A 21,096-nucleotide genomic window follows, 5' to 3' on the forward strand; every position below is an offset into this window, starting at 1 on the left:
ATTTATATAAAAAAATATGGCTTTTAATAATGTAAACAGGCTCTTTAAGACCCGATTAATTTTGAACTAATCAAAAGTTGGCATTTTGAATATTAACACTTTTAGCAATGTTTTTTTTGCTCATAAATTTATCCGCAACTAATACGAATTAATTATTTCAGTCACGAATTCCAATTTTAATTTTAAAAAAAATTAGTGGTTAACTTTTTCAACGCGTTTGCGTCCTGTAAATTTGGTCCCGTTTGTGAACAGTAATATTGTTTTAAAACAGAACATGGAAGTTAGTATTACGTCTGTTTTTAAGCCACTTCTCTATTTCACCAGACCAAAATACAATGCTTGATGCTGCTAAGGTTAGTCCTAATTCATTTAAAGATAAAGGTTGGGTTTTAAAAATTTCATTAAAGAAAGGCATGTAAATAACCATGAACTGAAGGGCAATAGTTATCAATAGTGCACCAACCATAGGTTTATTAGAAAAAAATCCAATTTTGAATATAGATTCACGCCCGGAACGAATGACCATTACATGTCCCAATTGGCTAAAACAAAGTACCGTAAAAGCCATCGTTTGCCAATGTGTATTGGTATTATAGATAGCATACGCCTGCATTCCTATGGTAACGCAGCCCATCAAAAAACCAACCCATAAAATGTGGAAAGCCATACCATTTGAAAAAATATTTTTCTTCGGATTTCTGGGTGGTCGTTTCATGATATTTGTTTCAGATGGCTCTGAAGCTAGTGCTAATCCGGGCAAACCATCCGTAACCAGATTAATCCATAGGATGTGAATTGCCAATAGCGGAATGGGCAAGCCAAAGAATGGCGCTAAAAAAATGGCCCATATTTCGCCGGAGTTTCCTGTCATAATGTATTTGATAAATTTTAGGATGTTATCAAATATTTTTCTGCCGTGTTTAACGGCGATAATAATGGTCGCAAAGTTATCATCGAGTAAAATCATGTGGGAAGCTTCTTTAGAAACTTCGGTTCCGTTGATTCCCATTGCAATACCAATATCAGCATTTTTTAGAGCCGGAGCATCATTTACACCGTCGCCAGTCATTGCCACAAAATGATTTTTGGATTGTAATGCATTAATGATTCTTAGTTTCTGTTCCGGATTTACACGGGCATACACTTTTACCTTTTCGACAATTTTTATAAACTCACTTTGTGTTAATGCAGTTAGTTCTGAACCCGTTAAAACAAGGTCGTCATCCGTGACAATAATACCTAATTTTTCGGCAATTGCTTTGGCGGTCAGCTTGTGGTCACCCGTAATCATTACCGGAATAATACCAGCTTCCTTACATTCAGAAACTGCCTGTTTTGCCTCTTCTCGTGGTGGATCAATCATGCCTACAAACCCAATAAGTGTTAACTCATTTTCTATCAAATTAGCATCTGAAGTATCCGGTAAGGACGAAAGTGTTTTCATTGCGTACCCCAAAACCCGATATCCTTTTTCTGCCATTTCGTTGACTTTACGTTCAAATTCAGGAATAAGTGATTTTTGATTGTCATTCAGTTTGTGAAACAATACATCGACAGCCCCTTTTGTAATCACGATGATTTCATCATTAGAATTTTGGGTTTGGTGAATTGTAGTCATGCATTTTCTTTTAGAATCGAAAGGCAACTCTCCAATTCGAGGTAATTTTAGTTCTAAATCAGAGCGATTCAAATTTTTATCGGATGCATATTGTACCAACGCCAACTCCGTTGAATCTCCCAACCATTTTCCGTTTTCATCTTTTGTAACATCATTATTTAAAGCGATAGCATGTAGCAATATGTTTTTTTCTTTAAAAATAGTCTTATACTTTGTATCTGAAGTTTCAAAAATTTCCTGCACCGTCATTTTATTCAACGTAAGAGTTCCTGTTTTATCTGAACAGATGTAGGTCACGGAACCCAAAGTTTCTACCGCCGGTAATTTTCGAATAAGCGCATTATTTTTAGCTAATTTTTTGGCACCAAAAGCAAGAGCAATCGTGACTAGTGCAGGTAAAGCTTCAGGAATGGCAGCTACAGCTAGTGAAATAGAAGTAATCAGCATTGTCAAAACAGATTCTCCCCGCAACCATCCGATACAGAAAATTATAGCGCAGATAAAAAGTATAATCACTGATAATCGTTTGCCAAAAGCAGACAGTCTTTTTTGTAAAGGTGTTGAGGTTTCATCGGTTTGAATCATTTTTGCGATATGTCCAAGCTCAGTATGCATTCCTGTTGCCACAACATAAGCTAAGGCCCGACCATTGGTAACAGAAGTTCCTTTATAGCCCATATTGGTCTGGTCGCCAAGAGCATAATTTCCTTCGGGAAGTTCCTCTGTATTTTTTTCTACATTATTTGATTCACCGGTAAGTGCTGATTCGTCTACTTTTATTTGATGGGTTTCAAAAAAACGGATGTCCGCAGGAATAACATTTCCCGCTTCGAGTACCACGACATCTCCAGGGACAATATTCGAAGCAGGAAGGTCAATCATTTTTCCTTCGCGTAAAATACGGGCATGGTTTGCTGCCATATTCTTTAATGCTTCCATTGCTTTTTCTGCCCGATACTCTTGGATGAACCCCACTGCTGCATTAATAATAATGATAGCAAGAATAATTATGGTATCTGTAAAATCTCCTATTATGCCTGAAATAATTGCGGCTGCAATAAGAATGAGAATCATGAAATCTGATAACTGAGAAAGCACCATCTGTAGAATTGTCTTCTTCTTTTTATCTTCAATTTGATTTTTCCCATGTTCACACAAGCGTTCTGTCGCCGTAATATCATCAATACCGGATGGAGTTGTATTTAGCAACTGTGTTATTTCTGATAGCGGTAGTAAATGCCAGTTCATATTTTTTACTTTTTATATTCAGTAAAAAGAATATTGGGATTATCAAATCTCAACTTTCATACAAACGCAATCTGTTTTTAGTGGAAACAAGCTCATTTTGCAAAGCATCAATTTTTTGTAATAGATTAAACACCACATCAATTCCCTCGGTATTAATATCTAATTCCTGATGAATTCGTATCATTTTCTCTATTTCATAGATGGCATCCGGATGGATATATTGTGTTTCTTCGATTGTTTTTATTTCGAGCAAACCCATTTCGTTGAGGTTGTCAAAAAAGGAGAGTTCCACTTTATAATGAATGCATAATGCAGGTAGCGGTATGAGGCTTTCTATGTTCATGACGTTCTTAACTTTGCGAGTTCCGTAAATAATTCTTTTTCTTTTTCAGTAATATTTGTGGGTATTTGTACTTGATAGGTAATGTATAAATCTCCAAATTCTCCTTCCTTTTTATAAACTGGAAATCCTTTTCCTTTCAGTTTTACTTTTGTTCCGTTTTGGGTTCCGGGTTTTACGGTTAGTTTTACTTTTCCGTCAAAAGTATCTGCGGTGATATCGCCTCCCAATATGGCAGTATATAAATCTAAGGAAACAGTGGAGTAGAGGTTGTGCTTGTCTAACTTAAAGTTGGTATGGTTTTCAATAGTGAAAGTGATGTACAAATCTCCTTTTGGGCCACCGCCAGCGCCTTCACCACCAAGTCCGCTAATTTTTATTTGTTGGCCATTTTCAACTCCGGCAGGAATGGTAATTCGAATGTTTTTACCGTTAATTGTCAAGGTACGTTTGTGGGTGGTGTATACGTCTTTTAGGTCCAGATGCAATTCAGCATTAAAATCCTGCCCCTTGAACTGTGTACTGCGACGACCTCCACTTCCTGAGGAGCGACCTCCAAACATAGATTCAAAAAAATCTGAAAAATCGCCGCCTCCGCTGAATCCGCCAAAACCCTCCTGTTGACCGCCTCTATGATACTGCTGCTGTTGTTTTGATTTCTCAAATCCCTCAGCATGCTGCCAGTTTTCACCGTAGTCATCATATTTTTTACGATTCTCGGCATGGCTCAATACTTCATTGGCCTCATTGATTTCCTTGAATTTTCTTTCGGCTTCCTTATCGTTGGGATTTAAGTCGGGATGGTATTTACGAGCCAGTTTACGATAGGCCTTTTTAATCTCGGCTTCCGTTGCTTTTTTGTCTACTTCTAGAATCTTGTAATAGTCTATAAATGCCATCTGGATTGGTTTTTATATAATGTCTGGGCTGTATTATTAACAAAGGATTTATTGTTTAATAAACTCACAATCGGCTTTAATTTTTACTTCGTCGCTAATCATTTTCGAAGGGAATTTAGAACCTACATTAAATTCAGAACGCTTTAAAATTCCACTAAACTGGAACCCGGCAGTAATTGCTTTTGATTGTTCATTCACTATAGTTCCTCTGTACCACATAGTAATTATTGCCGGTTTTGTTATTCCATGTAATGTGAGTGTACCTATTAGTTTGTATTTATCCTTTCCAATTTTTTTTATGGACATGCTTTTAAAAGTCATTTTTGGATATTTTTCTACGTCAAAGAAATCGGCACTTCGCAAATGATTATCCCGCATTTCGACTTCGGTGTCAATAGAGGCAACATCAGTCGAAAGTTCAAATACAGCATCACTAAAATCCGTTTTGTTAGTTGTTGCGGTTATCTCAAATTTTTTGAATAATCCCGCTATATCCGAAATACCATGATGCACGGTGCTAAAAGTAAGTTTTGAGTGCATTGGATCTGCTTTCCATGTTGTTTGTGCCAGCAGAAAAGTAGATAAAAACAGTGTTGCGATGATGGTTGTTATTTTTTTCATGAGGTATTATTTTTTAATTATTTGATAGGTTTTAAAGACGTCCGGAGTTTGTAATCTTGCTTTTATCAATATCAATATGCATGAAAAAGACAGCACAAATGATTGTGGTTTTTAGACATTTTTATCTATCAAATTTAATTAATTTTAAGGTATTAAAATAGTAATAAATAGCTTTATTTCAGATGGTTATAAAAATATAAAAAACTCTAAAATGAGTTTTTTAAGGAACAGTGCTGCACAAGAATTTTTTTCAATCCTTATATTGGTATTAATTCGTCCTCCATAGCTTTTAAATCCTGTTTCTTTTTTAGGTCTTTCAATATAGATTTGTATTCTAAAAACTCGATGTCTTTTGGGTTTATTTGTAACACAAAATTGATTTTCCCTAACAAATGTTCGAGATAATTTTTTTGGTTAATTTCTTTGTATTCGCGGTGCTCCTCGAAACCAAATTTCTTGATATAATACATGGCTTGTCTTAAATCATTGCGTTTGTGAAATACCACCTGCGGTTTTTCATTTACAACAATCCCTGTAACGGTTTGACGGGTATTAGACGTCATGAGTTTAGTCTTGTTTTTATTAATGCGAAGGTTTAATTTTTCAACAGTTTCAATTACTTTATGAAGCAATTTATTTTCATCAAAATCCCCTGAAAAACTCATGTCGTCAGCATAACGGGTATATCTTATTTTATGTAATTTACAGTAAGCGGCAATCTCGGCATCGGCATCTTTAAAAATTAAATTCGAAAGATACGGACTTGTTGGTGCGCCTTGAGGCAAAGTTTTGTCTCGGGTACATAATTTGGATAGCAATCTCGATACCATCTTAGAATAGCCCAATTGATGAAACTCTTTTTCAACTAATCCGATAGTAAGTGATTGAAAGAAGTTTTCTAAATCCAATGTAAATACTTTAGGTTGATTTTTATGAAATTTCAGGTTTTCTATAAGACTTACATTGGTTTTGTATGCTTTCGCAAAAGGGCTGATGGGAACTTTATTGAGAATATTTCTCAAAATCCAGATTTGGATTTCTTTCAAGCTAGGAAGCGGTTCAGAAATAAGTCGCTTTGTTCCATTTTTTTTTAAAATCTCAAAATCACGATAAAAATAGCGGGGATAAACAGCTGCTTTTTTTAAATATTCTTTTTTGTATCCTACCAAAAGAGATAAATGGCTTGGATTGTAAATAACCGGTACGTCATTAGAAAATAAAACTTCGGCATAATCCAGACAGCGTTGAATATTTGGCAAGGAATAGCCAATTTTATGGGCTTTATCTGTAAAGGTATCTTTGTAATGTGCAAAATCCATAGCGTTGAAATCGTTAATGGAGTAGGGACTATTCTGTCCCTAACCCCGATTAAGAATACCGGTTTAAAAGTTCGGAGCTCTGCGGAGAATCTTTTAAACCTGGTGCTTGAAAGAACATTCAATTACAGAGCAGTGACTCACGGCTCCGATGTTAACCTGGGCTAACAAATTTCTTTGAGAAATGAACTAAAAAAATAATTCATCCTGACTGGGAATAAACACTATTTTACTGCTTAATTTGGGAATTTTACTCTCCAAATCTTTTTGAATCCAATCCTCTTTTTTTTTAGTTTTTAGTCGGTGTGCTTCCATTGTTATTTATTTATAAAATGCTTATTATTAATGTTTTAAATGATTGAAAATCACACATAAAGTTAATTAAAAATAATTTATTAACAGTACTAATAGTGATAATTTTTTCAACAATGATTTTGATTTTAGAAACAGAATACTCTTTTTCTGTTTTGGAATAAAAACTGTACTTATTGTTTTATAAAAATCAATTATTGAATCGCTTGTAGGGTGTGTACGTGATAATTATTTCTATTATTCGGGTAATAAAATACGAAAGAAAATTGATAGATTTTGTAAATAGATTGGTCTTTATTTTTAGCGATTGGGGTGTTATGTTTTGACATTGAGCAATAATTTTGATGAGGTGCTCTTGAAACATTTTAGAAAATAAAGCAGAATTTATTTCAACATTCATTTCAAGGCTTCCGTACGAACTTAAATTATTCAGATTAAAAGAACCTATTGTGGTCCAATTGCCGTCTATTACGGCCACTTTTCCATGTAAGATGGATTGATTCCATTCGTACAATTCAATATTATATTTAAGTAGTTTGCCATAGAGAAAGCAGGTAGCGCGCCTTGTGAGCGGTAAATCTGATTTTCCGGAAAGAATTAATTTTATTTTTACCTGATTTTTAGATGCTTTTTTCAAGGCTCGAATAATTCGAATCCCCGGCAGAAAATAGCTTCCCACAATGATTATTTCTGTTTTTGCATTTCGAATGGATTTTATGTATCCATCACAAATCTCATTTTTGCCTTTTAACCAGTCATTTTGCAGGATGCGAACCATTGCGTTTTCTTGGATAGGAAAGAAAGATTTTATTTTCTTGTTTTGGAAACGTCTTTTTTTAAAATAGATATCGGTACATAATTTTTGAAGCGGTTCGGCAATTTCTCCCTTTAATTGTACGGCATAGTCCAGCCAAGGAGCTTCTGAACCAGAACCACAATATTTATCGGCTATATTTATACCGCCAATAAGCACGATTTTTGCATCAGCAACAATAACTTTTCGGTGCAGTCTTCTGCCAAGATAAAAGGTGTAGGTTGAAAATAAAGGTGCGAAAAAACGAATATTTATACCGCTTTGTCTCATTTCTTTTAGTGTTTCGGAGGGAAATGATAAAGATCCCAAACCATCTAAAAGAACATAAACCTGAACCTTACGCGAAGCGGCCTCTTTTAATGCTTTAATAATTCTATTTCCGGTTGTATCGTTTTCAAAAAGATACATTTGCATGTGAATTTCAAACTGTGAATTACGAATAATAGCCTCTAATCGAGAAAAATAATCTTCGCCACTGTAAATAAGCTCCAGATTTTTTGGAACACCAAGGCTATTTTTACTTTCTATCATGGGCTTTATTTATTTTCACTTCGTTTATTAAAAGAAATTCCATCAGATTTTCAACATCCAAGATACCAATAACGGAATTATTTTCCATAACGAGCATTAATCTTGATTTATTGAGTTGTATGAGCTCAAAAACTTTTTCCAAAAGTGAATCGCTGTCGAGATAAACTAAATTTCGATCCATAACATTGTAAATAAATTCAGCGTCGCCTTTTGTGGAAAGTGCCATAATGATTTGGTCTCGATTCAGCGTTCCTACCGGAATACCTTCTTCTGTAATCAAAAAATTCTTGTTTTGACTGTCCAGAACTAGTTCAACCGCTGTTTTTACAGTATCATTAGCATCAATCTTTGGGTATTGTTTCATTACAACATCATGGACTTTAAAACCTTTCAAGATGAATTTAGATTCCGTATAATCAGCCTCAACCTGAGCTCCAATAATGACAAAAATACCTATGAAAACTAAAATCGGGGAAGTGAAAAATCCAAAAATAATGAATCCCATTGCTAATAGTTGTCCTATCCGTGCCGAAATTCTTGTGGCAACATGCCTTTGTAACTTGAACGATAACAGCGCCCGTAAAATCCTGCCGCCATCCATAGGAAAAGCAGGGATTAAATTAAAAATTGCCAACCAGAAATTAACTAAAAAGAAATTAAGAAAGAAATTATTTGCGTTTACTCCATTAGATAACTCCGCCATTAACTGCTCAGAAGTATCCGGAATCGTAATGAAAATTCCCGTGATAAAGGCCAATGTAATATTTACCAAAGGTCCCGCAAAAGCGACTATTACCTCTTCGGATGGTTTTTCTGGTAATCGTTCCAGTCTGGCCAATCCGCCAATGGGTAAAAGGGTGATGTCTTTGGTTTTTATGTTGTAATTTTTTGCCGCTAAAGCATGACCGAGTTCGTGTAATAAAACAGTAATGAATATGCATAAAATAAACGCAACAGACCATATTATCTGAGTAACATTTTGCCCTGATTTGTAGTTCATGAAAATGATAAACAGAATAAGTAAAGAGAATGTCCAGTGAATAAATATTCCGATACCAGCGACTTTTCCGAGTTTAAAGGATCCTTTCATTTTTTGAGTTTTTAATACTACTTATCGCAGTATGATTTGAAAAAACAGACAAACAATAAAAAAAATATTCGTTTATAAATGAATTCAAAACGGGTATCAGTTCACCTCATTTCCAGAAATACCGTTATAGGCCCAAGCATTCAAATTAGCAATCGTAGTATGTGCAATTCCCTCTAATGCTTCGTTTGTCAAAAAACCTTGATGTCCGGTAATCATTACATTAGGATGGGAGCGAAGTTTTAAAAACAAGTTGTCATGTATTGGAGAATCAGTATGATCTTGAAAAAAAATAGGTTTCTCTTTTTCGTAAACATCTAAGCCGGCTGCACCAATGGTTTTATTTTCGATAGCTTCTAGTAAATCTTTAGTGTTTACAATTCCTCCACGAGCAGTATTAATAAAAATCACTCCTTTTTTCATTAAAGCAAAAGTACTTTTATTAAACAGGTGGTTTGTTGTTCCATTGAGCAGATAATGCACAGATATCACATCGGCAGTGGCGCATAAATCTTCGAGTGAAACATAGGTAATAGGAATTTCATCCAGCAGTTCCTTGTTCTCCTCAATATCAAAAGCTACTATTTTACAACCAAAACCATGCATGATTTTTGCAAAAGCAACACCTATTTTTCCAGTTCCTACGATACCTATTGTTTTTCCATATAAATCAAAACCCACTAAATGATCCAAACGATAATCACCAATTTGCATCAACGTCTGACCTAAAACCAGTTTTCTGTTTAGTGCCAATAATAAAGCTACGGCTAGTTCTGCAATAGCGTGAGGCGAATATGCAGGAACATTTGCCACTTTTATAGCTAATGATTTTGCTCGAACCAAATCAACATGATCATAACCTACGGAACGCAGGGCAATATATTTTACACCACAAGTATATAGTTTCTGCAATACTGTCTCTGAAGCATCATCAGAAGTAAAAAGTGAAACAGCATCAAATCCTTTGGCAAGGGCTGCGGTACTTTCATTCAAAGGTTGCTCCGTAAAAACTAATTCGTGATTACCATGCGCTGCTTTTTCAAGGAAAGCCTTATCAAAACCCAATATGCTATAGACTAATACTTTCATTTTTGCTGTTTTTCATTTCTAAAATAATACATGTTAAGGTAGTGAATTTTCTACAGACCTGTTTCAGGAATTTCAATTCTTATTTTAAATTTAAAGAAGCTAAATTCTTTTTAATCAGTAATTCAACTTAAAAAAATCAATTCCTATAAATCATCTTTTTTACCGTACTTATAATATCAATTTTTTGAGGAATGGCAGCTTCTTCCAAGTGTACAGGGTAGGGAATAGGGACTTCAATGCCACACAATCGTTGTACCGGAGCATCCAAATTATAAAATCCGTTTTCCATAATCCGGGCGCTTACTTCCGAGGAAATACTCACGGAACGCCAAGCATCTTCGACTATTAATACCCGATGCGTTTTGGCTATCGAAGTCAAGAAAGTAGATTCATCCAATGGTCGTAAAACTCGTAAATCAATGACTTCAGCATCAATCCCAACGGAAGCTAATTCGGCAGCAGCCTCTAAACTTTTATACACTCCGGTTCCGTAGGTGATAATCGAAATATCTTTTCCCTCTCGTAACACTTTAGCTTTAGAGAGAGAGGCAATTGGTAAATCAGTTGCAATCTCTTTTTCTAGATTAAGCAGCATCGTGTATTCAAACAAGAGCACGGGATCATGACTTTGCAGGGCAGCATGCAGCATACTTCTCGCATCCTCATGTGTCCCCACTGAAAGGACAATTAATCCTGGAATATGTGCATAAAAGGGTTCCCAACTATGCGAATGTTGTGTTCCTAACTGGCGTCCAATACCGCTTCCCATTCGTATAATTAGTGGTACATTCAATTGTCCACCGGACATGTGCTGTAATGTGGCCGCATTATTCACGATTTGATCCATTGCGAATAAACTGAAATTGACTGTCATTATTTCAATAATAGGTTTCATTCCTGCCATTGCTGCTCCAATTCCGGCTCCCACAAAACCAGCTTCCAAAAGCGGGACATCCATAATACGGTCTTCTCCAAACTCCTGTAATAATCCTTTGCTTACCGCAAAAGCACCTCCGTAGCGACCCACATCTTCACCCATCAAAAAGACGCGTTCATCATTTTGCAATGCTTCGCGAAGACCTTGATTCAAAGCCTCTCGATAGGTTATGGATAGTGTAGTCATGCTGTTTTTCATGGGTTGCAATTATTGTTGTTTGCTTTTCCAACGTTTTAATGCAGGCAAAATATTAACGGCCTTTTGAATCATATAACTGGGAAGTTTTCTTTTTTCCATATAGGTTTGTACAACATTTTTCATGTCATCCAGGTTCATTTCTGGATTTTTAAAATCACTGTTTACATAACAATACTTGCAATAGTCATTGCTTTTAATACCGTTATTTTCGGTTCCTTTTAGTTTATCCGAATTAAGTGGCATCCCGCAACTTTGACAAAATAATATGTCTTCCATACTGTTTTGTTTTAATGAGTTTAGTGTAAAGTTTTTCATGGTGTTTTTGATTTTAATGTTTATAATTCAAATCTCGGAGTAAACAAATTTTGTCAGTTGCATTAATGGTTCCCGAGCACCTTCTTCTGCAAAATCTAATGCTTTCTGGATTTTTGTTTTTATTTTGTTTTCAAAAGCTGCAATTTCATTTTCGGTAATCCATTGCTGTTGCAAAAGAAACTGCTCAAATTGCGGAATAGGATCTCGTCTTTTCCATTCCTCGACTTTCTTTTTGGCACGGTATAATTCGACATCAAATAGAGAGTATGCTCTAAAACGATACGTGTTACAAATCAGTAAATAGGGTTTTCCTGTACTTTTTATTTTTCCTACAACCGCGTGGGCCGCCTGCATTACTTTTATTAAATTCATACCATCTACGGAAGAAGATGCAATCCCTTTTTTTTCTAATTCTGTTGCAGTGTGCGAATACCGGACAGCCTTACCAGTAGCATACAGATTGTTTTCACAAACAAATAAAACAGGAACTTTCCAAAGTGCTGCTAAGTTCAGCGCTTCCTGAAATTCACATTTGGCAATATCATCTTCACTAAAAAAGCAACAGATAATATTGTTTTTCTTTTGTCTTTTGGATGCTAATGCCATTCCAACGGCTATTGATAGATTGCCACTTACTACAGCATTACTTCCGTAAAATTTTTTTGAGCTATCAAAAAGGTGCATTGCGCCACCTCGACCTCGGCTGCAGCCTTCCAGTTTGCCATACATTTCTGCCATGATTAAATCAGGATCAATACCTCGTGCCAAAGCATGACCATGCTCCCTATAGGTACTTAACACAATGTCATCATCGGTTAAAGTCTGTATTACACCTACGGCGGTGGCTTCTTCACCAATATATAAATGATGGAATCCCCTGATTTTGGCTTTAGTATATAATTCGGCAGCTTTCTCTTCAAATCGTCGCATGAGCAGCATTTGATACAAAAGTAAAAGTCCTTTTTTTGCATCCATGATTGTCTTTTTTGAATCAATTTTTAACTCGTTATTTAATGTTGTACTATAGAATGCTGGTCAGTATAGCTTTATGTTTTTTCGAAAATAGTTTCTAAATACTATTCTTGAAGGAATTGCCAAGCGGAACAAGATTATACTCAATGATTATTTCTGGCTCTAAACGAATGGTTATTTTTATGGCATTTGAAATTAAGCAGGCCTTTTCACTCATCTCCAAAATATGTTTTGCCCGCTCCGGTTTTTGGGAATAATGGATGACGAGTTTTGGTTGTAGAATGATTTCGGTTATAGTATGTTTTCCGTTAATTTTATCAACATTACAGGTCGATTTACTTTCAAAGCTTATAAACTGCAGTCTCGAATTTTCGGCAATCGATAGAAAAGTAGTTAGCAGACAACTGTTTATCGCTGCAACAAAGAGATGCTCAGGAGACCAAATTTTCTCCATGCCTTTCGGGAACTCAGGAGGTGTCGCAACTTCAATATTTTGAGGCAGAACAGGGGAACTTAACATCCCTTTCCTTTTGTCTGACCATTTTAGATTTACTTCGTAAGTATACATCCTATACATTTTTTAGTGGTATTAATACTCAAAAATTATTGTGCGACAAATCCGCCGTCTACTGCCATTGCATGTCCAGTTACAAAAGAAGCTTCGTCAGAGCACATCCATACTACTGCGTTGGCTATTTCTTCGGGTTTGCCAAAACGTCCAATTGGCTCTAAACCTGTAAATTGTTCTATTGCTTCTTTCGTTTTTCCGGTAAGTCGATCAATCATAGGTGTTTGTATAACGCCGGGGCAAACAACATTTATTCTGATTCCTAGTTTAGAACATTCTAAAGCTGCTGTTTTTGATAATCCAATGACGCCGTGTTTGGAGGCTACATAAGCAGGTAAACCAGCGAATCCAACCAATCCGGCTACAGAAGCACAGTTTACAATTGCTCCTTTGCCTTGTTTTACTATTTCGGGAATCTCATATTTCATGCAAAGCCAAATTCCTTTTAGATTGATACCTATAGTTAGATCCCAGTTTTCTTCGGTGCAATCTTGTGTAACAGCAGATTTTCCTTCAACGCCGGCATTATTATAAGCATAATCCAAACGGCCAAAAGTTTCAATAGTTTTTTCAACCATAGCTTTTACGTCTTCAGTTTTTGATACATCGCATTTGATAAAAATGGTTTCGGCACCTAAATCCTTAATGAGATTCATTGTTTCGCTGTTTTCTATCCAATCCACGACAACTACTTTAGCTCCCTTTTGGGCGAAAGCCAAGGCAGTAGATTTACCAATTCCAGAGGAACCACCCGTCACGATGGCTACTTTATTTTTGAATGTTGCTTCCATAATTAAATCGATTTACATTAGAATTTTTCTTTTTGTTTTCTTTTCTGCTTCCAAAATATTTTCAATTCCTTTTATTAGAGCATCTGGATTAAACGAGATACTGTCAATGCCTTCGTTCACTAAAAATTTGGCAAATTGAGGGAGATCGCTCGGAGCTTGTCCGCACAATCCCACTTTTATTTCAAAACGTTTGGCAACCCGAATCGTTTCTTTAATTAAAGATTTGACAGCAGGATTTTCTTCGCTGAACAAATAACTTACCAGTGCGGAATCGCGGTCTAAACCTAATGTGAGTTGAGTTAAATCATTGGAACCAATAGAAAATCCGTCAAAGAGTTTTGCAAATTCATCGGCCATTAATACATTACTCGGAATCTCAATCATGACATATACCTGTAATCCGTTGATGCCTTGCACCAATCCGTTTTTAGACATTTCGGTAAGTACATTTTCACCTTCTTCAACGGTTCTGCAAAAAGGAATCATCAGTTTTACATTGTGCAGTCCCATTTCGTTTCGTACTTTTTTCATGGCTTCGCATTCTAAAGCAAACCCTTTTCGATAAAAATCACTGTAATAACGCGAGGCACCACGGAAACCAATCATGGGATTTTCCTCATCTGGCTCGTAATATTTCCCTCCGATGAGGTTGGCATATTCGTTACTTTTAAAATCACTCATTCGAACAATAACCTCTTTTGGATAAAAAGCGGCGGCAACAATTGCTACAGCTTCAGCCAGTTTATCAATGAAATAATTTTTAGGATCTTCATAGCCTTTCGTTAATGCCGCTATTTCGGCGATAATCTTCTCATCTGTTATTTTTTCAGGTTCGCACAGCGCCAACGGATGAATTTTGATAGTATTCGAAATGGCAAATTCCATTCGCATCAAACCCACGCCCTGATTGGGATAATGGCTTAATTCAAAAGCTCTTTCCGGATCAGCAAGAATAAGCATGGGAGCTGTTTTTGGCATTTCAAGTTTGCTGAAATCCTGTTTTGATACTTCCCATTTCAATTTTCCTTCGTAAATATTTCCTTCTTTGCCTTCGGCACAGGAAACGGTAATTTCCTGACCATTTTTTATTACAGAAGTGGCATCTCCGCAGCCTACAACCGCAACAGTTCCTAATTCTCGAGCAACAATCGCGGCATGGCTGGTGCGTCCGCCTTTATTGGTGATAATTGCCGAAGCTCTTTTCATAATAGGATCCCAATCCGGATTAGTCAAATCCGTTACTATAATTTCTCCATTTTGCAATAAATTCCCTTCTTGCGGACTGTTTAGAATACGCGCTTTTCCGGAAGCAATTTTATCGCCAAGTGCAATTCCTTGCGTCAAAAGAGTACTTTTTTCTATGAGTTTGTAAATTTCCCGAACTTGTTTATTCGCTTTTCCATGAACCGTTTCGGGACGAGCCTGAACAATATAGAGTTGGTTGTTCAAACCGTCTTTTGCCCATTCAATATCCATTGGTTTTTTATAATGTTTTTCAATTTTAGAACACCATTGGGAGAGTTGAACGACTTCTTTATCATTGAGCGAAAACTGATTTTGTTTTTCGAAAGAAGTATCGGTATTCACTATGGTGTTTTCTGCCGATGAACTTTCTGATTTTTCAGCATAAATCATCGTGAATTCTTTTCTTCCGCACTGTCTTTTCAGAATGGGATTCAAATCCTGATTTTCTAAAGTAGGTTTAAAGACCATCCATTCATCAGGAGTCACGGTTCCTTGAACAATATTTTCGCCCAAACCCCAACACCCATTGATGATGATGGTGTTTTCGAAACCGCTGTCAGGATCTATGGTAAACGCAACTCCTGACGATGCTTTATCGCTTCGAACCATTTGCTGTACGCCAACAGAAATGGCAATGTCTAATGCGGCAAAACCCATGTCATGACGGTATTTGATGGCTCGATCTGTAAATAAGGATACAAAACAGCGGTGAACGGCATCCAATAATTGCACATCACCGTTGATATTTAAAAACGATTGCATTTGTCCTGCAAAACTCGCTGTTGGTAAATCTTCGGACGTAGCACTGCTTCGCACGGCCACATCAAGGGTATTGCTGTTGCATTGTTTGCTAAGGGATAGGTAGGCAGCGTAAATTTCATCCCGAATTTCGTCTGGAATAGCAGCAGTTAAAATAAGGTTTCTGGCTTTTTCTCCAATAGAAGAAAGATTGGAATAGTGTTCTGTATCTAATGAAAACAATAAATCTGTCAATGGTTTCTCCAGATTATTCATTTTCCTGAAAAGGCGATATCCTTCAGCAGTAACTGCAAATCCATTAGGAATACTAATCCCTATTGGATTAAGCTGATTGTACATTTCGCCTAAAGAAGCGTTTTTGCCACCAACTTTACCAATGGCATCAATACCAATTTGGTCAAAAAACAGTATGTATTTGTACTTCCCCATTTCGTATGTTTTTTTAGTATAAACAGACCATTATCGGTATGCTAGATTATAAACAATAGAAAATTACTGGGGCGGATTTTTAGTTAATAGGATAGTAAATTTTGTAATGCTGAAGTAGGTTTGAAATTTACATATCAAGTTTAAAAGATGAGGTAGTAGGTGTTCCTGCCTGTTTAAACCAATACTGTAAATTTAAACAAATAATTATTTTATTGGTACAAAAAAATACTTTTTTTTTGATATTTTTTATTTTAAGTATTTAGTAAACAGCTATTTGTGTTTTTATTTCGTTTCAGGTAATGCAAGTTGGAACTCAGTGCAGAATGGTGCTGTTTTGGATTAAAATTTAAATCTTTATTGAATTATCCACACATAACGATTTCTATTTAGTGGATACTAAACAGAGTGATAATTCCTTGCAGATGAAGTGTAGAAGATTATTTTGGATTATACAAGTGGATGGATTGCCCCACTAATTTCCATTGTCCTTTTATTTTTTCTAATAATCGAATTTCATAGGAGAAGGTTTTTTTACCATCCTTAGCAGTTGATTCTTCGTCATGGCTTACCCACGCACTATTCCCATTAATACTCATTTTATAGTTTGTATTTACAGAGAAACCACCATTGCCCATAGCGTTAGGATTTGTGTTAATCATAGCAGTTGGCGGAATATCCAGTGTAACTCCGTCTGCAGTCGAAATTAATATTCGGCTGTACGGTTGAATGTGCCAGCACTCCGTATGACCTTTACTATCGGCAGCTCTCCATGTTGCGGACTCTTTTTCAAGTAGTTTTTTTATAACTGCAGCTTCATCAATCTTCTGGCTGTAACTTGCCATGTTGATAATTAGGATAAGAAAAAAAGATGCTGTCCACTTCATATTGTTCGTGTTTTTTGGTTTTGATTAATCGTCTTGCTCGTTTTAATGCTAATTAGAGTAAATATATTATTTTATAACATAAAAACAAACTACTGTTCAGTTGTTTGCAGTTTAGTGCAGTTGTTTAATTGTGGTTTTGAACTTTTGAATTTGTCTCCTGTGGCGTAAAATATGAACTATTGCATGTTCCATTAATTGTTCTATGTCGTAAAGTTGTCCCCAAGAAGTCCTAATTTTCTTTGATGCCTCACATTCTTCAAGTGCATCATCCTCAATAATTGCAAATGTTTCCTGTGTGAATTTTAGAACGTTATCTAAATCATTTATATAGTCAACAATAGAACTCCGATTTACTTTTTCGGGACGGATGCTATTTTTGTTTTTAAAATTCAGAATGTAAACACAATAGGAATATCCTGAACTCACCACATGGGAAAGTATCGTTTGAATGGATTTACAATCAGGATTTTTGGTCTCTTGATCTACTGTAAATATTAGGTCATCTTGGGAAATTTCTTGAATTACGTACTGCAATTCTATGATTGCTTTTTCATATTCGGCTAATAATGCACTAACCGCGTTTTGATTGTTTTTATCGTTCATCTGTAGACTTAGTTTGAATACGGCGGCATAATTTATGAGAAATATTAAACAGAGACCTAAAGTAGAATAACAGCTTTTTTTATAAAAGCGAAACAATTAAAGTTGTTTGCCTCTTAATTATTCATTTCCTTTTTTAATCCATTTTCCAACTTCGGGAGCGACATAATTTTCCATTTTGTCAAGTAAATCTGCCGCATTATCACTTACCAGTATCATTTGCTGATTGGTTGGTTTTAGAAAACCTTTATCGACCATGTTTGCAACAAATTCCAGCAGCAAATCATAAAAGCCATCGACATTCAAAATTCCGATTGGCTTTTTATGCAGTCCAAGTTGCGCCCAAGTCAGCATTTCGAAAAATTCTTCCAGAGTTCCAAATCCGCCAGGCAAAGCAATTATGCCATCGCTAAGTTCATTCATTTTGGTTTTTCTCTCATGCATGCTTTCCACAATGAATAATTCAGTCAATCTATCGTGTGCGATTTCTTTGCTCATCAGAAAACTTGGCAAAACACCAAATACTTTTCCGTTATGATTTAAGACGCCATCTGCAACACTTCCCATAAGACCTACTTTTGCGCCCCCGTACACTAATTCATAATTATTTTCGGCCATTATTTGTCCAAGTTTGAAAGCTTGAATTTCATAATTTTTTTCGTTTCCAAAACTGGATCCACAAAAGACAGTAATTCTTTTCATGTATAAAATGTTTCTTATTTATTTGATAGTTTGTAGGAAGACTAATTTTAGCCAATTATAAACATAGCCTAAAATGGAATTCATAGCTTTTATTGAAGGAAAAAACTGCTCAAGCTATTGCGCTAAATCGCTGTTATAACCAGTTTTTTTATTAATCAACAATTTCTATTTTATTTACTTCAGAAACCTTTCCATTTTTAAAAGTCAACTTTAAACTATTGAATTGCCAACCAAATCTTGCACCAGACATACCTAAGTCATACGTCCAAACATCTGAAGTTTTGGTGTCTGGTTTTCCGATAAGCTTGACTATTTGAGTTTTATTTTTATTCTTCAATATCTCGCTTTCTACTATATCGTCACGCATTTCAAATCTGCCATTTTTATCAGCAAACCATTTTTGTTCGTCAAAATCATATTGCGGTTCATAAAACAAAAAACTAAAGAATGCGATTACAAGAATCAAATATGAAACCGGTGCTAAAAAAATTGCTCCAATAATTGATATTCTTGTTCTACTTTTCGAATCTTTAATGTATTTTTTCAGAATCCACTTCAATCCAAAATAAATTAAAATTCCAAGTATCAGAATAATGATTGGTACTTCTAAACTCATTCGCTCAAAAAAAATGGTTACAACGTTCCGTTACTAAAGCTGGTTTGAAACTAAAAGCACAAATGCTCAATTAAACACCAATGCCAAATATACGCACAAATGTTCAATTAAGCACTTCAGCCCCAACATTGCAAAACCGCTGTTATAGGCTATGGTTCTTGTAGCTTACATCTTTCTCGTTACTTCAATTCAAAAGTAACCGTTGCATTTCCCGAACCTAAGGCAGATGCTAATCCTGTTGCATCATCTATTGTTCCCAGTTTTGTGTAGCTGTATGAGGTTGAAAAAGATTGGTAGAAAAGTACTAAAGTTTTTGAGCCGTAAAGCATTAAGTTGCCATTTTTTATTATTCCGGGATTGGAAGAATTTGTCGGAAGACTATTTGGAAAATCATAAAACTTTTCGTTGCCGTTTAGCTCCGTCATATTTATAGTTAAAGGCAACATTTGCTTAAAGGCTTTTGCGGAATTATTGTCCAAAAGCATAGCAGTAAACGTTTGAGAATTGACCGTTATTTTGATTTTTTCATTTGCCATAGGTTTGTTGTTTTCTATGTTAATATTGTCATCGTCTTTATTGCAAGAAGTTGCACTACTCACAAGAAACGACATCAATGTTAATAGTATGAAAAACGATTGTTTCATATTGGTTTTATTTTAAATTTTTCTTGAAAAAATCTTCTAATTTATCAAAAGGAATTACATCCACCTTATCATACAAATCAACGTGAACGGCGTTTGGTATAATCATTAATTCTTTGGGTTTGGCTGCCAAATTATAGATGTCTTCGCTCATATATCGTGAATGCGCATTTTCGCCAGCAATTAACAGCATTGGTCTTGGTGAGATTTCTTTCAGATGCGCTAAAATTTGCATATTCGTCAATCCAATGGCAGAAGTATTTGCCCAAGCTCCATTTGAATTGATAGAACGAGAATGAAAACCACGTGGCGTTTTATAATAATCAAAATATTCTTTGATGAATTGTGGTTCATCTCCGTTTAATTTATCAGGATTTGGTTGAGCACCGTACTTTGGTTTTCCGTTTTCGGCATCTTCCCATCGCTGTAAGCTCAATGTTTCTAACGTTTTTGTGCGTTCTGCAATGGTTACTTTATCATTGTATCCGTTTGCATTCACTCTCGGAATATCGTACATACTTGTTGTAGCAACGGCTTTCACTCTTTTATCAACCGCAACAGCGTTCAATGCAAAACCACCAAAACCACAAATCCCAATGATACCGATTTTATTTCTGTCCACATTTTTTTGAAGTCCTAAAAAATCAACTGCAGCACTAAAATCTTCTGTGTTGATGTCAGATGAAGCAATATTACGAGGTTCGCCGCCGCTTTCGCCTGTGTAAGATGGGTCGAATGCCACCACTGCAAAACCACGTTCTGCCATTTGATTGGCATACAAGCCAGATGATTGTTCTTTTACCGCTCCGAAAGGTCCGCTGATTGCCAAAGCAGCTAATTTTTCAGTTCCTGCATTTTTTGGAAGGTATAAATCGCCTGAAAGTGTAATGCCATAACGATTTTTGAAGCTTACTTTTTGACGGGTTACTTTATCGCTTAATTTAAAAGTATAGTATTCTGTTGTTTCCATTTTTTCTGATTTCGACTTTCGGTTTTGTGCAAATGTTTGCCCGACAGTCATTAGAAATGCAATTGCGATTATTATTTTATTTTTCATCTTAATTTTTTTTAATTATTTTTTATTTGCAGAATATTGTTCATCTGTTACTGCTTCTTTCCATTCCACAATGCCTTTTTCGGTATTGGGAATAATGTACAATTGCTGTAAACCCACATCAGCACTTGCTCCGTGCCAATGTCTTACGTTGGGCGGACATTTTATTACATCGCCTTTTTTTATGATTTCAATAGGTTTTCCTTCTATTTGATGGTAACCAATTCCGTCTGTTATGATCAAAATTTGACCGGCAGGATGACTGTGCCAATTGCTTCTTGCTCCTGGTTCGAAATACACATTACCAATGGCTGTTGTGAATGTGCTGTCTGCATCTACCAGACCAATAAAGTATGCATTTCCTGTGAATAGATCTTTTGAGCCTAATTCTCCTTTCGGAAAAATAGCTTCCAATTCCTGTTTTGTATTTTCCATTTTTTCTTTGTTTTGATTGCAAGACAATAACATCGCCGATGTGATGATTGCCAGTGTGATTTGTACAATTTTCAT

General features: G+C 35.7%; 21 protein-coding genes. All 21 read right to left on the reverse strand.

Translation table 11 applies throughout. From position 1 onward, the window contains the following. Positions 1-262: 262 nt before the first annotated feature. Positions 263-2,866 (reverse strand): cation-translocating P-type ATPase, encoded by a 2,604-nt coding sequence (locus tag QLS97_RS07000; protein ID WP_282715317.1) that lies wholly within the window; start codon positions 2,864-2,866, stop codon positions 263-265. Positions 2,867-2,915: 49 nt separating this feature from the next. Continuing rightward, entirely contained in the window at positions 2,916-3,209 is a 294-nt protein-coding gene (locus QLS97_RS07005) for a chaperone modulator CbpM (RefSeq protein ID WP_282715319.1), read from the reverse strand. Further along, on the reverse strand, positions 3,206-4,105 hold the full coding sequence (locus QLS97_RS07010) for a DnaJ C-terminal domain-containing protein (protein WP_282715321.1): 900 nt from the start codon (positions 4,103-4,105) through the stop codon (positions 3,206-3,208). The genes QLS97_RS07005 and QLS97_RS07010 overlap by 4 nt, the downstream gene beginning before the upstream one ends. Positions 4,106-4,153: 48 nt before the next feature. Then, positions 4,154-4,726 carry a YceI family protein gene (locus QLS97_RS07015; RefSeq protein WP_282715323.1) on the reverse strand — a complete coding sequence of 191 codons (573 nt, stop codon included), beginning with the start codon at positions 4,724-4,726 and terminating at the stop codon, positions 4,154-4,156. A gap of 257 nt (positions 4,727-4,983) precedes the next feature. Beyond that, positions 4,984-6,045, reverse strand: a complete 1,062-nt coding sequence (locus tag QLS97_RS07020; protein WP_282715324.1) for a reverse transcriptase domain-containing protein — start codon at positions 6,043-6,045, stop codon at positions 4,984-4,986. Positions 6,046-6,544: 499 nt separating this feature from the next. Beyond that, the gene (locus QLS97_RS07025) at positions 6,545-7,699 is read right to left on the reverse strand and encodes a phospholipase D-like domain-containing protein (protein WP_282715326.1); all 1,155 of its coding nucleotides are present in this window, start codon (positions 7,697-7,699) and stop codon (positions 6,545-6,547) included. Further along, positions 7,686-8,789: a site-2 protease family protein gene (locus tag QLS97_RS07030; protein WP_282715328.1), complete on the reverse strand. Its 1,104-nt coding sequence runs from the start codon at positions 8,787-8,789 to the stop codon at positions 7,686-7,688. The genes QLS97_RS07025 and QLS97_RS07030 overlap by 14 nt, the downstream gene beginning before the upstream one ends. A gap of 96 nt (positions 8,790-8,885) precedes the next feature. Further along, a complete protein-coding gene (locus QLS97_RS07035) occupies positions 8,886-9,875 on the reverse strand; it encodes a 2-hydroxyacid dehydrogenase (protein WP_282715330.1) in 990 nt (329 codons plus the stop codon). Positions 9,876-10,011: 136 nt separating this feature from the next. Next, positions 10,012-11,010, reverse strand: coding sequence for an alpha-ketoacid dehydrogenase subunit beta (locus tag QLS97_RS07040; RefSeq protein ID WP_282715332.1), 999 nt, complete (start codon positions 11,008-11,010; stop codon positions 10,012-10,014). A gap of 9 nt (positions 11,011-11,019) precedes the next feature. Then, complete coding sequence (locus tag QLS97_RS07045) at positions 11,020-11,286, reverse strand: zinc ribbon domain-containing protein (protein WP_282715334.1); 267 nt, start codon at positions 11,284-11,286, stop codon at positions 11,020-11,022. Between the two features lie 66 nt (positions 11,287-11,352). Next, positions 11,353-12,300 (reverse strand): thiamine pyrophosphate-dependent enzyme, encoded by a 948-nt coding sequence (locus tag QLS97_RS07050; protein WP_282715335.1) that lies wholly within the window; start codon positions 12,298-12,300, stop codon positions 11,353-11,355. Between the two features lie 94 nt (positions 12,301-12,394). Then, entirely contained in the window at positions 12,395-12,865 is a 471-nt protein-coding gene (locus QLS97_RS07055; RefSeq protein WP_282715337.1) for an OsmC family protein, read from the reverse strand. Positions 12,866-12,900: 35 nt separating this feature from the next. Continuing rightward, a complete protein-coding gene (locus QLS97_RS07060) occupies positions 12,901-13,656 on the reverse strand; it encodes an SDR family oxidoreductase (protein WP_282715339.1) in 756 nt (251 codons plus the stop codon). Positions 13,657-13,668: 12 nt separating this feature from the next. Next, positions 13,669-16,089 (reverse strand): phosphoenolpyruvate synthase, encoded by a 2,421-nt coding sequence (gene ppsA / locus QLS97_RS07065; protein WP_282715341.1) that lies wholly within the window; start codon positions 16,087-16,089, stop codon positions 13,669-13,671. Between the two features lie 437 nt (positions 16,090-16,526). After that, the gene (locus QLS97_RS07070; protein ID WP_282715343.1) at positions 16,527-16,973 is read right to left on the reverse strand and encodes an endo-arabinase; all 447 of its coding nucleotides are present in this window, start codon (positions 16,971-16,973) and stop codon (positions 16,527-16,529) included. A 111-nt stretch (positions 16,974-17,084) separates the two neighbouring features. Then, complete coding sequence (locus tag QLS97_RS07075) at positions 17,085-17,576, reverse strand: DinB family protein (protein ID WP_282715345.1); 492 nt, start codon at positions 17,574-17,576, stop codon at positions 17,085-17,087. A gap of 117 nt (positions 17,577-17,693) precedes the next feature. Continuing rightward, the gene (locus QLS97_RS07080) at positions 17,694-18,275 is read right to left on the reverse strand and encodes an LOG family protein (RefSeq protein ID WP_282715346.1); all 582 of its coding nucleotides are present in this window, start codon (positions 18,273-18,275) and stop codon (positions 17,694-17,696) included. Between the two features lie 151 nt (positions 18,276-18,426). Further along, complete coding sequence (locus QLS97_RS07085; RefSeq protein ID WP_282715347.1) at positions 18,427-18,891, reverse strand: hypothetical protein; 465 nt, start codon at positions 18,889-18,891, stop codon at positions 18,427-18,429. 179 nt (positions 18,892-19,070) lie between these two features. Beyond that, positions 19,071-19,535, reverse strand: a complete 465-nt coding sequence (locus QLS97_RS07090; RefSeq protein WP_282715349.1) for a cyclophilin-like fold protein — start codon at positions 19,533-19,535, stop codon at positions 19,071-19,073. A gap of 7 nt (positions 19,536-19,542) precedes the next feature. Beyond that, the gene (locus QLS97_RS07095) at positions 19,543-20,589 is read right to left on the reverse strand and encodes an alpha/beta hydrolase (protein ID WP_282715351.1); all 1,047 of its coding nucleotides are present in this window, start codon (positions 20,587-20,589) and stop codon (positions 19,543-19,545) included. Between the two features lie 15 nt (positions 20,590-20,604). Continuing rightward, positions 20,605-21,096, reverse strand: a complete 492-nt coding sequence (locus tag QLS97_RS07100; RefSeq protein WP_282715353.1) for a cupin domain-containing protein — start codon at positions 21,094-21,096, stop codon at positions 20,605-20,607.

This window comes from Flavobacterium yafengii (assembly GCF_030010375.1).
Classification (GTDB): domain Bacteria; phylum Bacteroidota; class Bacteroidia; order Flavobacteriales; family Flavobacteriaceae; genus Flavobacterium; species Flavobacterium yafengii.